This is a genomic window from Limnohabitans sp. (assembly GCF_044373035.1).
Classification (GTDB): Bacteria; Pseudomonadota; Gammaproteobacteria; order Burkholderiales; family Burkholderiaceae_C; genus Limnohabitans_A.
Map to the genome: position 1 here is coordinate 67,891 of NZ_JBILQU010000002.1, position 12,151 is coordinate 80,041.

The following is a 12,151-nucleotide window of genomic DNA, read 5'->3' on the forward strand; positions in this document are numbered from 1 at the left end:
GGCCCTCAGGTCGCCAAAATGTCTTGCAGGCATCTTTGCACCCGTTCGCCTGAATCGGTGTCATCCAAAGGGTTGCGGCGCAGGCGATGGCGCAAGGCCAGAGGGGCAATGGTTTTCAGGTGTTTCGGTTGGACCGCTTTGTCCCCCTGCATGGCCGCCAGCGCCCGTGTGGCGCGCAGCAGCGTCAATTCGGCACGCAGTCCATCGGTGCCCAGTTGCTGGCACAGCCGAGCGCACAAGGTGAGCATCTCATCGTCCACCACCACCGTGGCCAGTGCTTTTCTGGCTTTCACGATGCGCTTTTGCAGCTTGTTGTTTTCCGATTGCCATTGGGCTTTGTAAGCCAAGGGGTCTTTGTCAAAGGCATCTCGGCGTTTGATGACTTCGACCCGCAAGGCCACGTCTTGAGGGGTCTTGACATGGACCGACAGACCAAAACGGTCCAGCAGCTGCGGGCGCAGTTCGCCTTCTTCGGGATTGCCGCTGCCCACCAGCACAAAGCGGGCCGGGTGGCGAATGGAAAGGCCTTCGCGCTCCACCAGGTTTTCACCCGAAGCGGCCACGTCGATCAACAAATCCACCAAGTGGTCGTCCAGCAAATTCACCTCATCGATGTACAAAAACCCCCGATGGGCCTGCGCCAACAAACCGGGCGAAAACTCTTTGATCCCCTGCGACAAGGCTTTCTCTAAATCCAGTGCACCCACGATGCGGTCTTCGGTGGCGCCCAAGGGCAAGTCCACCACGCTCACGGGCCGTGTCTCAGAAATTCGTTGGGTGGCCTTGCCCGGTTGAGTGCCGGCAGGGGGCGCACAAACAGGGCAAGCCTCGGCCGGTTTTGTCGGATCGCATTTGTAAGGGCAACCCTTCACCACTTGAATCGGCGGCAGCAAGTCGGCCAAAGCCCGCACCGCGGTGGATTTGCCCGTGCCCCTGTCACCCAAAACCAAAACACCGCCCACCGTGGGGTCGATGGCCACCACCTGGATGGCCAAGGTCATGTCGTCTTGTCCGACGATGGCTGCAAAGGGAAACGTGGAGGCCATGAAAGTGTTCAGAGGGATTGCGGAGTGAACATCATCTAAAAATCAAGTCAAAATGTCAAGTTTAATTGACACACTGTCATTTTGAGCAGTCAACGATGCGGGGGTCTTGGGTCGGCCTATTTGAGATTTTTTGGAGCGATTTTCCAATGGAGAAGACGCCATGGGTGCCTGGATGACCCCGGAGATTTAATAAATAAATTGGAATAAAGTGTCAATTTTGCTTGACGTTTTTGGAATTGACGGTAAATTGCAGGTCTGTCTATCACCTTTTCAGGCCCACCATGGATGCTTTGCTGGAATGGATTCAGTCGCCATCGCACTTGAAAAAGCTTTCGCGTGAAAACCTGCCGTCTTTGGCCCAAGAGTTGCGCGAGCGTTTGGTGCAGACCGTGTCTCAAACCGGCGGGCATTTCAGTTCCAATTTGGGGACGGTGGAATTGACCATTGCCCTGCACTATGTGTTCAACACCCCCGAAGACCGCTTGGTCTGGGACGTGGGCCACCAAACCTATCCCCACAAAATACTGACCGGCCGCAACGCGCAGATGGGCTCTTTGCGTCAAAAAGGCGGTTTGAGCGGTTTTCCCCGCAGAGAAGAAAGCGTCTACGACGCCTTTGGCACCGCACATTCTTCGACCAGCATTTCTGCCGCACTGGGCATGGCGGTGGCACACCAGCAAACCGGCAGCCCACGCAAAGCGGTGGCCATCATTGGCGATGGGGCCCTGACCGCAGGCATGGCCTACGAGGCGATGAACAACGCGGGCAACAGCCCCTATGACTTGTTGGTCATTTTGAACGACAACGACATGTCGATCAGCCCGCCTGTGGGCGCTTTGAACCGCTATTTGGCTGAGTTGATGGGCGGGCGCTTTTATGCCCAAGCCAAACAATGGGGTGAGCAGGTGTTGCGCAATGCGCCTCCCTTGTTTGCATTGGCCAAGCACCTGGAGGAACAGACCCAAAACCTGATCCAGCCGCACACGATTTTTGAAAAACTGGGATTCACCTACACCGGGCCTGTCGACGGCCATGATGTCCAGGGCCTGGTCGATACCTTGCAAAAACTGCACAAGACCCCCGGCCCCCAGTTTTTGCATGTGGTCACGCGCAAAGGCAAGGGTTATGCCCAGGCCGAGCTGGACCCTGTGGCCTACCACGGCCCTGGCAAATTTGATCCGGCGGTGGGCTTGCGCAGTGCGGGCCCGTCCCCGGTCACTTTCACCCAGGTCTTTGGCCAATGGCTGTGCGACATGGCCGACAAAGACCCCCGCCTGGTGGCCATCACGCCCGCCATGCGAGAAGGCTCGGGCATGGTGGCCTTCAGTGAACGCTTTCCCAGCCGTTACCACGACGTCGGCATTGCTGAGCAACATGCCGTGACGTTTGCTGCGGGCTTGGCCTGTGAAGGCCTCAAACCGGTGGTGGCCATTTATTCGACGTTTTTGCAACGCGCTTATGACCAGTTGATCCACGATGTGGCCTTGCAGAAATTGCCCGTCGTCTTTGCCTTGGACCGCGCCGGTTTGGTGGGCGCCGACGGCCCCACCCATGCGGGCATGTATGACATCGCCTTCACCCGCTGCATTCCCAACATGAGCGTGGCGTGCCCGGCCGATGAAAAAGAATGCCGACAATTGCTCAGTACGGCTTACTCACTGGACCACCCGGTCACGGTGCGCTACCCCCGCGGTGCCGGTGTCGGTACGCCCGTTGACGCCGACTTGTCCCCTTTGCCATGGGGAAAGGCGCAGGTGAAGCGCCAGGGCGAAGGCGTGGCCATTTTGGCGTTTGGCCCCTTGCTTCACGAAGCATTGAAGGCGGCCCAAACCTTGAACGCCACGGTGGTCAACATGCGCTGGGCCAAACCCCTGGATTTGCAAGTATTGAAAGACATGGCCCTCACGCACGACCGCTTGGTCACGGTGGAAGACGGCACCCGCTCAGGCGGTGCAGGCGCTGCTGTGCTGGAGGCCTTGCAAGACATGGGCCTTGTCAAGCCGGTGTTGGTCATCGGGTTTGAAGACGAGTTCACGGAACACGGCGACCCCAAGGTGTTGATGAAGGATTACGGCCTGACGGCTGAAGGCATTGCGCAGCGGATTTCGAAGCAATGGCCGGATGTACAAACTGCACCGATGCTCAGAAGGGTTGTCTGAATGGCTGTTTGGACACTGGGCCTGAACCACCGGACTGCCCCCATTGATTTGCGGGAACGTTTTGCGTTCGCGTCTGAAAAACTGGAGCAATCCTTGCAGGGGCTGCGTCAAAGCTTTGCGACGCACAAAGAAGTGGCCATTTTGTCCACTTGCAACCGGACAGAAATTTACTGCGCAGGGGATGCCGTGCATTGGCCAGAAACACTGGCGTGGTTGGCGCAAACCGGACAAACGCAGGTGGACGTGCTGCAATCGCACACCTACCGAATGGAAGGGGATGCTTCGGCACGCCACGCGTTCAGGGTGGCCAGTGGGCTCGATTCCATGGTGTTGGGCGAGTCCCAAATATTGGGCCAACTGAAAGATGCCGTCAGATTGGCCGCCAACACAGGGGCCTTGGGCACCACGCTGAACCAACTGTTTCAACGCTCATTTGCGGTGGCCAAAGAAGTCAGAAGCGCCACCGACATTGGCGCGCACTCCATCAGCATGGCGGCCGCATCCGTTCGATTGGCCAGCCGCATTTTTGAAAAAATCCAAGACACCCATGTCCTGTTTGTGGGCGCTGGCGACATGATTGAGCTGTGTGTGGCGCACTTTGCCGCCAAGTCGCCGCGCAGCATCACCATCGCCAACCGTTCTGCTGAGCGTGCCGAGGCATTGGCCGCCCTGCATGGCGGGCGGTGCATGGCGTTGGCCGATTTGCCGACCCGATTGCACGAATTTGATGTGGTGATCAGTTGCACCGCCAGCACCTTGCCCTTGATTGGGTTGGGGGCGGTGAATCGGGCTTTGCGGGCCCGGAAAAACCGGCCCATTTTCATGGTCGATTTGGCGGTGCCGCGCGACATTGAGCCCGAAGTCAAGGGTTTGTCGGATGTGTATTTGTACACCGTGGACGACCTGACCGAAGTGATCAACAGCGGGCAATCGCACAGGAAGGAAGCGGTGGTGGATGCCGAGGCCATCATCGACGAGGGGGTTCAAAAATTCATGTCCTGGTTGGACCACCGCACCCATGTGCCTGTGATCCAAGAACTCCGAGTGCAAGCCGATGCTTGGCGACAAACAGAATTGGCCCGCGCCCGCAAGCAAATTGAAAAAGGCCAAGACATTGAGAGTGTTCTCGAGTCGCTGTCGTTGGGGGTGATGAAAAAAATGCTCAATGGCCCTTTGCGGGAATTGCACCATGCCGAAGGCGCGCACAGGCAGCACACCCTTGAAACCGTGCGGCACATGTTTTTGAATACCTGATGGCGCTCAGCTGTGTGGGTGGTTTTTTTTTGACACAGGGGCCTTTCATGCGGGCATGATCTGCGAAGATTCAGTCACATGCTCACCGTATCCCACCTTTCACTCAGTCGGGGCCACCGCCGACTTTTTTCCGATGTCTCCTTCAGCTTGATGCCGGGGCAATGGCTGCATTTGGAGGGCGACAATGGCGTTGGCAAAACCAGTTTGCTGCGCCTGCTCTGTGGCCTGGGCGTTTGGGAGCAAGGCGAAGTGACGTGGAAAAACCAATCCATCGTTCAAGAGCCCGACAACTTCAGGGCCAATTTGCTTTATTTGGGCCACCAATTGGCCCTCAAGGAAGATTTAAGCCCACTTGAAAACCTGCGCGCGGATGCCCTCGTGGCGGGTCGTGATGGCTCTGTTGACCGTGTCATGGCCGCCCTGGGCCAAATGGGTTTGCGGGGGCGTGAGCACCTGCCCGTTCGGGTACTGTCTCAGGGGCAAAAAAGGCGCACGGCCTTGGCCCGTTTGCTCATCAGTCGTGCACCCCTGTGGATTTTGGACGAGCCCTTTGTGGCCCTGGATGCGGCCGCACAAAATGCTTTGTCGGGGGTGATCAACGCGCATTTGAACGACGCCGGCATGTTGCTGGTGACCAGCCACCAGCCCCTGTCGTTGCAAGGCCAGGCGCTTTCTTACCGGTTGACCACATGAGCGCTTTTTGGGCCGTTGTTCAGCGCGATTTGGTTCTGGCCATGCGGCGCAAAACCGAGGTCATCACCGCCGTTTTCTTTTTTGTCGTGGTGGCCGCCTTGTTCCCTCTGGGCATTGGCCCGGAAATCAACACTTTGCGCTTGGTCGCACCCGGCATTTTGTGGGTGGGGGCTTTGCTGGCCAGCATGCTTTCCCTGGGGCGCTTGTTTGCAGCAGACTTTGCCGATGGCACGCTGGAGCAAATGGCCTTATCTCCGAACAGTTTATCGGTTCTGGTGGCCGCCAAAATTTTGGCGCATTGGTTACTCTCTGGCCTGCCACTGGTCTTGCTGGCCCCTGTTTTGGGCTTGCAATTTGACCTGACCGAAGAGGCTTTGTGGACTTTGACGATCGGTCTTTTGCTGGGTACGCCCATTTTGTCCTTGATAGGGGCCGTGGGCGCGGCACTCACCTTAGGGGTTCGAGGGGGGGATGTTTTGCTGTCTTTGTTGATCTTGCCTTTGTACGTGCCGGCTTTGATTTTTGGTGCTGGCGCGGTTCAGGCACAAATGAGTGGCTTAGGTGCTGCGGCACATCTGTCCATTTTGGCCGCCATGGCCTTGGTCGCTGCCGTGTTCAGCCCTTGGGTGAGCGCGGCCTCGCTTCGCATTGCGCTGGAATCATGAGCCTTGCTTGATGGAACGATGAATAAAATTTTCTTTCACTACGCTGCACCGCAAAACTTTTACGGCTTGGCCGGTCGTTTGTGGCCTTGGGTGGCAGCCTTGGCTTCGGCGCTGGCGGTTTGGGGTTTGTGGTTGGGCTTTTTCGTGGCACCCACCGATTTTCAGCAAGGTCAGGGGTATCGCATTATTTTTGTACATGTCCCTGTGTCATGGATGTCCATGATCATTTACCTGGCCATGGCTTTTTGGGCTTTTTTAGGCCTCACCTTCAACACACGCTTGTCCGGCATGATGTGCCGCGCTTTGGCACCCACCGGGGCCATTTGTGCTTTTTTGTCGCTGTGGACGGGCGCGCTCTGGGGCAAACCCATGTGGGGCACTTGGTGGGTCTGGGATGCCCGCCTGACTTCTGAGCTGATTTTGTTTTTCTTGTACTTGGGCTACATCGCTTTGACCAATGCCATCGACGACACCCGACGCGCTGACAAAGCCGGTGGCATCTTGGCCCTGGTGGGAGCGCTCAATGTGCCGGTGATTTACTTCTCCGTGAAGTGGTGGAACACCTTGCACCAGGGCGCGTCGGTGTCCTTGACCCAAGGCTCGAAAATGGCGGAAATCATGTTGCAAGCCATGCTCATCATGGCTGTTGCATTTTGGCTTTATGCCATTGCCATCGCTTTGTACAGAGTCAGGAGCATGATTTTGATGCGTGAAAGGCACGCGCAGTGGGTGGCAGACTTGCCCGAAATCAAAGCCCAATTCAAAAGGACTTCGCCATGATTTGGAACAGTGCGGCCGATTTTTGGGCCATGGGAGGGTATGGGTTTTATGTCTGGGGCAGTTTGGGTGTTACCGCCCTCCTCATGGCCCTCGAAGTGGGCTGGGTCAGGCTGCAGCGTCAGCGTGCCTTGGCGCAAGTGGCAGCAGAATCGGCCTCTGAACAAGGTTTGAGCAAGGATTGGCAATCATGAAGCCCCGTCATCAACGCATGCTGTGGATCAGCGCCGGCTTGCTGGCATTGGCCGCAGCGGGCACGCTGGTTTTGAATGCATTTCAAAGCAACTTGGTTTTCTTTTTTACCCCCACCCAAGTCGCGCAAGGGCAGGCCCCTCAAGGCCGTGCCTTTCGCGTGGGCGGCATGGTCAAAGAGGGCAGTGTGAAAAAAGACGGTGAGAACGTGCAATTTGTCGTGACTGACTTTGCACACGAAGTCGCCGTGTCTTACACCGGTTTCTTGCCCGATTTGTTCAAAGAAGGCAAAGGCGTGGTGACTCAAGGGAAAATGCAAGAGGGCCAAGCATTCAAGGCCTCCGAAGTTTTGGCCAAACACGATGAAAACTACATGCCACCTGAGGCGCAACATGCCTTAGACCAGGCTGCAGCCGACAAAGCGGCAAAGACGCTCAAGCTGCCTAACTGAGAGAAAAGAGCTTTCAATGATTGTTGAAATTGGTCACTTTGCGCTGATCCTCGCCACTTGCGTCGCTTTTTTGCAAGCGGTGTTGCCCCTGGCGGGCACGATGTTGGACAGACCCAGGTGGCAGGCGCTGGCCAAGCCGACGGCCTGGCTTCAGTTTTCACTCATCGTATTGGCCTATGCGGTGTTGACGCATGGGGCGGTCACGGACGACTTTTCAATCAAATACATCGCCGGACACTCCAACTCGCTCCTGCCCATCGAATACAAAGTGTCCGCAGTGTGGGGTGGCCATGAAGGCTCGTTGCTGTTGTGGGTGCTGATGTTGTCGGGTTGGACGGTGGCCGTGGCCTGGTTTTCGAAAACCCTGCCCTTGGCCATGGTGGCTCGGGTGATTGGGGTTTTAGGCTGGGTGTCTGTCGGGTTTTTGTCTTTCACTGTGATCACCTCCAGTCCGTTTGAGCGCCTGATCCCGGCACCCGCCGACGGGCGCGATTTGAACCCATTGCTGCAAGACCCGGGCTTGATCATTCACCCGCCGATGTTGTACATGGGCTATGTGGGGTTTTCGGTGGCCTTTGCTTTTGCCATTGCCGCCTTGCTGTCGGGGCGCATGGACGCGGCTTGGGCCCGCTGGTCACGGCCGTGGACGATTGTGGCCTGGATGTTCATGACCGCCGGCATCGCGCTGGGCTCTTGGTGGGCTTATTACGAGTTGGGCTGGGGCGGGTGGTGGTTCTGGGACCCGGTGGAAAACGCCTCCCTCTTGCCATGGTTGTTTGGCACGGCCTTGATTCATGCTTTGATGGTGACTGACAAGCGCGGTGGCTTCAAGGCCTGGTCGATCTTGTTGGCCATTGGGGCGTTTTCATTGTCTTTGCTGGGCACGTTCTTGGTGCGCTCGGGCGTGCTGACCTCGGTTCATTCGTTTGCCTCAGACCCCAAACGGGGGGTGTTCATCTTGATCTTTTTGGCCTTGGTGGTGGGTATTTCGCTCACGCTGTTTGCCTGGCGTGCGCCGAAAGCCACCTTGGGCGGCAAGATGGGCTTGGTGTCCCGCGAGTCGATGCTGTTGGCCAACAGCGTGCTTTTGGTGGTGGCCACCGCTGCCGTGTTGTTGGGCACGGTTTACCCCCTGATCGTGGACGCCTTGAACTTGGGCAAACTCTCGGTGGGGGCACCTTACTTCAATGCGGTGTTTGTGCCTTTGATGGTGCCTGTGGTGTTTCTGATGGTGCCAGGGGGCGTCGCGCATTGGCGCGAAGCCCGATGGGCAGAGCTGGCCCATGCCATGCGCTGGCCGGCTTTGGCTGCTGTGTTGGTGGGCTTGGGCGTCATGTTCTTCAGCACCCGAGGCACTTGGCTGACCGCCATGGGCATGGCCTTGGCCACATGGGTGGTGGCGGGTTTGCTGCACCAGATGGTCAACCGCATGCAAAAACCTGGCCGCATCCCGCCTTCCTTTTGGGGCATGCACCTGGCGCATTTGGGCATTGCGGTGGTGGTGGTGGGCATCACCTTGGTCAAGGGCTACGAAGTCGAGCGCGATGTGCGCATGGGCGTGGGTGATACCGTCCAAATTGAAAATTACAGCTTTGAGTTGATGGGTGTCTCGGAGGTGAATGGTCCCAATTACAAAGCGCTGCGCGGCGAGGTGCGTGTCAACAAGGACGAAAAACTGCTGGAGGTGTTGTATCCAGAAAAGCGCCGCTATTTCTCCAGCAACATGCCCATGACCGAGGCGGCCATTGATTCGGGCTTTTTGCGCGACTTGTATGTGTCGTTGGGCGAGCCCATTGAAGGCGAGCGTCCACAGTGGAGCGTGCGTGTTTATTACAAGCCGTTTGTGTCCTGGCTTTGGTACGGGTCCATCTTGATGGTCTTGGGTGGTTTGCTGGCGGTCAGCGACCGTCGCTACCGCAAGTCCCCGGCCGCTGTTGCCGCCTAAGGGGAGAGGCTGGGCATGAAAAAGTTTTTGATTCCCTTGGGGCTATTTTTGGTCTTGGTGGGTTTTCTGGCGGTCGGCTTGACCCGCAACCCGCAGGAAATTCCTTCGCCCTTGGTGGGCAAGCCAGCGCCTGCATTTGCCTTGCCGACTTTGGACCGCAGCGCGCCCCCATTTGGGCCGCAAGACATGCGGGGCCAAATTTGGATGCTCAACGTGTGGGCCACATGGTGCGCCGCCTGCAGGGAAGAACACCCCTTGTTGGTGGCATTTTCAAAAGCCAACCAACTGCCCATTGTGGGCTTGAGTTACAAAGAAATTCAAAGCCAAGACATGCCCCCGGGCGGCCAACTGTCACCCGAAGATAAATTGCAACGGGCGCGTGAGCGCAGCGCGCAGTGGTTGCAACGGTATGGCAACCCGTATGCCGCAACTGTGTTTGATTTGGATGGTCGTGTCGGCATTGACTACGGCGTTTACGGCGTACCCGAAACCTACGTCATTGATCAAAAAGGCGTGATCCGCTACAAACGCGTGGGGGTCATCACGCAGGAACTGTTGGACGCCCAAATTTTGCCTTTGGTGAAGAAGTTAAACGCCTTGTAAGGCAGGTTGAAAGAGTCCATGAGCACGAATTTTCTCGGAATCAAGCGGCTATTGCAGGGGGTTTTTTTCCTGGTCGCCGCAGTTGCAGTCGCGACGGCCCAAAGCAAAGAGGCTGAACCTTCGGCCAAGGAGCCGCTGATCGAGCAGCGTTTGATTCACATTTCTGAAGAGCTGCGCTGTTTGGTTTGCCAAAATGAATCGCTGGCCTCTTCGCGGGCTGAATTGGCGAACGACTTGCGCGAAGAAGTTCGCCTGCTGATTCGCCAAGACAAAAGTGATGACGCCATCAAAGCCTACTTGGTCGAGCGCTATGGCGACTTTGTGCTTTACCGGCCCGAAGTCAAACCCCTGACTTGGCTGTTGTGGTTTGGCCCTTTTGCCTTGCTGCTGTGCGGTGTGGTGGGCATGGCCCTTTATGTGCGTCAGCGCCAGGCGGTTCAGAAGTTGACCCAACCTTTGAGTGAAAAAGAACGCGACCAAGTTCGTGTCTTGTTGAAAAACGGAGAGTCGCCATGACTGAACTGCTGATGTTTCTGGCCGTCACGCTGGGCATGGCGCTGTGTGTGGCGGGTGTGGTGGTGTGGGTCTTGCTGCGTCAGGGCCCAGTGGTCACTTCGGCAAGCCAGTCGCAAGCCAACGTCAAGGTTTACCGAGAGCAAATTTTGGACTTGGACCGAGAGCACGCCAACGGCCACCTCAGTGATGCCGAGTGGCAACAGTCACGCGATGAACTGAGTGTGCGCTTGCTGCAAGACACGGCGGTTGAAGACGAGCCCCATGTCATCACCCAAGCGCAGTCATGGCGCACAGCGGTGGTGATCGCTTTGGTCTTTCCCATGTCGGCTTTGGGTTTGTACATCTGGCTAGGAGCTCCTGAAGCGATAAGTCCGATGCTGTTCGCGTCAGCATCGGTCGAAGCAGCGACTGAGCAGGCAGCGCCCCCAAATCTCGACCAAATCGCAGCGAGTTTGGCGAACAAACTGCAGGCCGATCCGAACAACCTCGAAGGCTGGATCTTGCTGGGGCGGACTCACCGCAGCATGGGCAACTTGGATGCAGCTTTGTCAGCCTTTGAGCGTGCGTTGAAGCTCAATCCAGACGATGAGCTGATATTGGCGCGGGCCGAGGTGTTGGCGGCCAAGAACCAAGGCCGATTCGATGGAGAGCCTTGGCGCGTGATTCGCGAAGTCTTGCAGCGCGATCCCCAAAACTATGGCGCATTGTTGTTGGCTGGCAGCGCCTCCTATGCGGACAACCGCTATGCCGATGCCCTTGAATTTTGGCAACGCGCTCGGCTTCAGCTGTCAGCGGATCACCCCGATGTCCCGAACTTGATCGAAGCCATGTCAACCGTTCAAGCCAAACTGAAAAACCCAGCCAGCCCATCGGCCGCCCCGGCTGCGCAGGGTGCGCCGTCGGCGCCTGCGTCAGGCGGCGCTGCATCGGCGCTGAATGTCTCCGGGCAAGTGCGTCTCTCAGCGGCATTGAAAAGCCAAACCAGCCCTACGGATGTGGTGTTTGTCTATGCCGTACCTGCCAATGGCGAGCGGATGCCACTGGCATTGTTGAAGACCACCGTGGCCCAGTTGCCTTTGAACTTCACGCTGGACGACAGCAGCGCCATGCTGCCCGATCGCAAGCTTTCTGGTGCCAGCCAGGTGCTCGTGAAAGCCCGGATTTCGAAGTCGGGCAATGCGATCCCGCAGTCGGGTGATTGGGAGGGCAGCTTGGGTCCTGTCAAAGTGGGCTCCTCCGGTTTGAATCTGGAAATCAAAACCCAACGGCCCTGAGACGCCCCGTTGCCATGCCATCGGCGCGGCGCATCTGGCGCGAATGCTGACGGGCAAGAAGCATGGGTTTTGGAGGGGGGCGACAGGGCGGGATTTCGCATCACCCCCACGGGCTCATTTTGTCCGGCCCATCCGCAGTGCTCGGCCACTCAGCCTGCTTTTTCATCCAACCAGCTTTCGAGGAAACAAAGCTCCTCTTGACTGAGCGTACTTAGCTTTAACAAGAGCCGAGCCATACGGTCGTCATCGCAGTACAGGTACGCCAGCGGCACAGCCAGTTTTTTTGATATCAGTTGCGCGGTCTGAATGGGCGGCTGGTGGATGCCACTTTCATACCGGCTGATTCTGGCGCTTGCGGTGTATTCGTCGAGCCCGATCAGCACCCCAAGCCCTTCTTGCGGAAGACCAGAAGCTTTGCGAGCTTCTTTGAGTCTCTTGGCAAAAATTGAAGGGTTGTTTGAATTCGGCGTTTTTTTCACCCAACAAATATGAACCAGTTACAATTTGTTGTTTTTACGAATTGCGTAGATTATGATGGTGTTGAAACATCAAATATTAAATTTTGGTGGTTTTGAA

13 protein-coding genes are annotated in these 12,151 nt (G+C 57.1%); 11 read left to right on the forward strand and 2 right to left on the reverse strand.

Annotated features, from left to right (window positions below):
• Positions 1-5: 5 nt before the first annotated feature.
• Complete coding sequence (gene bchI / locus ACIQ47_RS00730) at positions 6-1,046, reverse strand: magnesium chelatase ATPase subunit I (RefSeq protein WP_396436352.1); 1,041 nt, start codon at positions 1,044-1,046, stop codon at positions 6-8.
• Positions 1,047-1,327: 281 nt separating this feature from the next.
• Here bchI and dxs point away from each other — a divergent pair, with 281 nt between their 5' ends.
• The 11 genes from dxs to ccmI all read left to right on the forward strand — a co-directional run bounded on the left by dxs (position 1,328) and on the right by ccmI (position 11,575).
• Complete coding sequence (gene dxs, locus ACIQ47_RS00735) at positions 1,328-3,205, forward strand: 1-deoxy-D-xylulose-5-phosphate synthase (RefSeq protein ID WP_396436353.1); 1,878 nt, start codon at positions 1,328-1,330, stop codon at positions 3,203-3,205.
• Positions 3,206-4,459, forward strand: coding sequence for a glutamyl-tRNA reductase (gene hemA / locus ACIQ47_RS00740; RefSeq protein ID WP_396436354.1), 1,254 nt, complete (start codon positions 3,206-3,208; stop codon positions 4,457-4,459).
• Between the two features lie 78 nt (positions 4,460-4,537).
• Positions 4,538-5,152 (forward strand): cytochrome c biogenesis heme-transporting ATPase CcmA, encoded by a 615-nt coding sequence (ccmA, locus tag ACIQ47_RS00745; RefSeq protein ID WP_396436355.1) that lies wholly within the window; start codon positions 4,538-4,540, stop codon positions 5,150-5,152.
• On the forward strand, positions 5,149-5,817 hold the full coding sequence (ccmB, locus tag ACIQ47_RS00750) for a heme exporter protein CcmB (protein ID WP_108352454.1): 669 nt from the start codon (positions 5,149-5,151) through the stop codon (positions 5,815-5,817). Before ccmA ends, ccmB begins: the two co-directional genes overlap by 4 nt.
• Positions 5,818-5,835: 18 nt before the next feature.
• The gene (gene ccmC, locus ACIQ47_RS00755; RefSeq protein ID WP_396436356.1) at positions 5,836-6,597 is read left to right on the forward strand and encodes a heme ABC transporter permease CcmC; all 762 of its coding nucleotides are present in this window, start codon (positions 5,836-5,838) and stop codon (positions 6,595-6,597) included.
• Positions 6,594-6,788: a heme exporter protein CcmD gene (ccmD, locus tag ACIQ47_RS00760; protein ID WP_396436357.1), complete on the forward strand. Its 195-nt coding sequence runs from the start codon at positions 6,594-6,596 to the stop codon at positions 6,786-6,788. Before ccmC ends, ccmD begins: the two co-directional genes overlap by 4 nt.
• Positions 6,785-7,237, forward strand: coding sequence for a cytochrome c maturation protein CcmE (gene ccmE, locus ACIQ47_RS00765; RefSeq protein ID WP_396436358.1), 453 nt, complete (start codon positions 6,785-6,787; stop codon positions 7,235-7,237). The genes ccmD and ccmE overlap by 4 nt, the downstream gene beginning before the upstream one ends.
• Positions 7,238-7,253: 16 nt before the next feature.
• Positions 7,254-9,182: a heme lyase CcmF/NrfE family subunit gene (locus tag ACIQ47_RS00770; RefSeq protein ID WP_396436359.1), complete on the forward strand. Its 1,929-nt coding sequence runs from the start codon at positions 7,254-7,256 to the stop codon at positions 9,180-9,182.
• A gap of 15 nt (positions 9,183-9,197) precedes the next feature.
• Positions 9,198-9,785 carry a DsbE family thiol:disulfide interchange protein gene (locus tag ACIQ47_RS00775; RefSeq protein ID WP_396436360.1) on the forward strand — a complete coding sequence of 196 codons (588 nt, stop codon included), beginning with the start codon at positions 9,198-9,200 and terminating at the stop codon, positions 9,783-9,785.
• An 18-nt stretch (positions 9,786-9,803) separates the two neighbouring features.
• Entirely contained in the window at positions 9,804-10,301 is a 498-nt protein-coding gene (locus ACIQ47_RS00780) for a cytochrome c-type biogenesis protein (RefSeq protein WP_396436361.1), read from the forward strand.
• Complete coding sequence (gene ccmI / locus ACIQ47_RS00785) at positions 10,298-11,575, forward strand: c-type cytochrome biogenesis protein CcmI (protein ID WP_396436362.1); 1,278 nt, start codon at positions 10,298-10,300, stop codon at positions 11,573-11,575. Before ACIQ47_RS00780 ends, ccmI begins: the two co-directional genes overlap by 4 nt.
• A 149-nt stretch (positions 11,576-11,724) precedes the next feature.
• On the opposite strand, the gene ACIQ47_RS00790 is transcribed toward ccmI, so the two are convergent.
• Entirely contained in the window at positions 11,725-12,054 is a 330-nt protein-coding gene (locus ACIQ47_RS00790; protein ID WP_396436363.1) for a helix-turn-helix domain-containing protein, read from the reverse strand.
• Between the last annotated feature and the right edge of the window lie 97 nt (positions 12,055-12,151).

Excerpts from the sequence above, each read along its gene's own strand:
- bchI (WP_396436352.1), bottom strand. The coding sequence starts at position 1,046 with ATGGCCTCCACGTTTCCCTTTGCAGCCATCGTCGGACAAGACGACATG.
- dxs (WP_396436353.1), top strand. The coding sequence starts at position 1,328 with ATGGATGCTTTGCTGGAATGGATTCAGTCGCCATCGCACTTGAAAAAG.
- hemA (WP_396436354.1), top strand. The coding sequence starts at position 3,206 with ATGGCTGTTTGGACACTGGGCCTGAACCACCGGACTGCCCCCATTGAT.
- ccmA (WP_396436355.1), top strand. The coding sequence starts at position 4,538 with ATGCTCACCGTATCCCACCTTTCACTCAGTCGGGGCCACCGCCGACTT.
- ccmB (WP_108352454.1), top strand. The coding sequence starts at position 5,149 with ATGAGCGCTTTTTGGGCCGTTGTTCAGCGCGATTTGGTTCTGGCCATG.
- ccmC (WP_396436356.1), top strand. The coding sequence starts at position 5,836 with ATGAATAAAATTTTCTTTCACTACGCTGCACCGCAAAACTTTTACGGC.
- ccmD (WP_396436357.1), top strand. The coding sequence starts at position 6,594 with ATGATTTGGAACAGTGCGGCCGATTTTTGGGCCATGGGAGGGTATGGG.
- ccmE (WP_396436358.1), top strand. The coding sequence starts at position 6,785 with ATGAAGCCCCGTCATCAACGCATGCTGTGGATCAGCGCCGGCTTGCTG.
- ACIQ47_RS00770 (WP_396436359.1), top strand. The coding sequence starts at position 7,254 with ATGATTGTTGAAATTGGTCACTTTGCGCTGATCCTCGCCACTTGCGTC.
- ACIQ47_RS00775 (WP_396436360.1), top strand. The coding sequence starts at position 9,198 with ATGAAAAAGTTTTTGATTCCCTTGGGGCTATTTTTGGTCTTGGTGGGT.
- ACIQ47_RS00780 (WP_396436361.1), top strand. The coding sequence starts at position 9,804 with ATGAGCACGAATTTTCTCGGAATCAAGCGGCTATTGCAGGGGGTTTTT.
- ccmI (WP_396436362.1), top strand. The coding sequence starts at position 10,298 with ATGACTGAACTGCTGATGTTTCTGGCCGTCACGCTGGGCATGGCGCTG.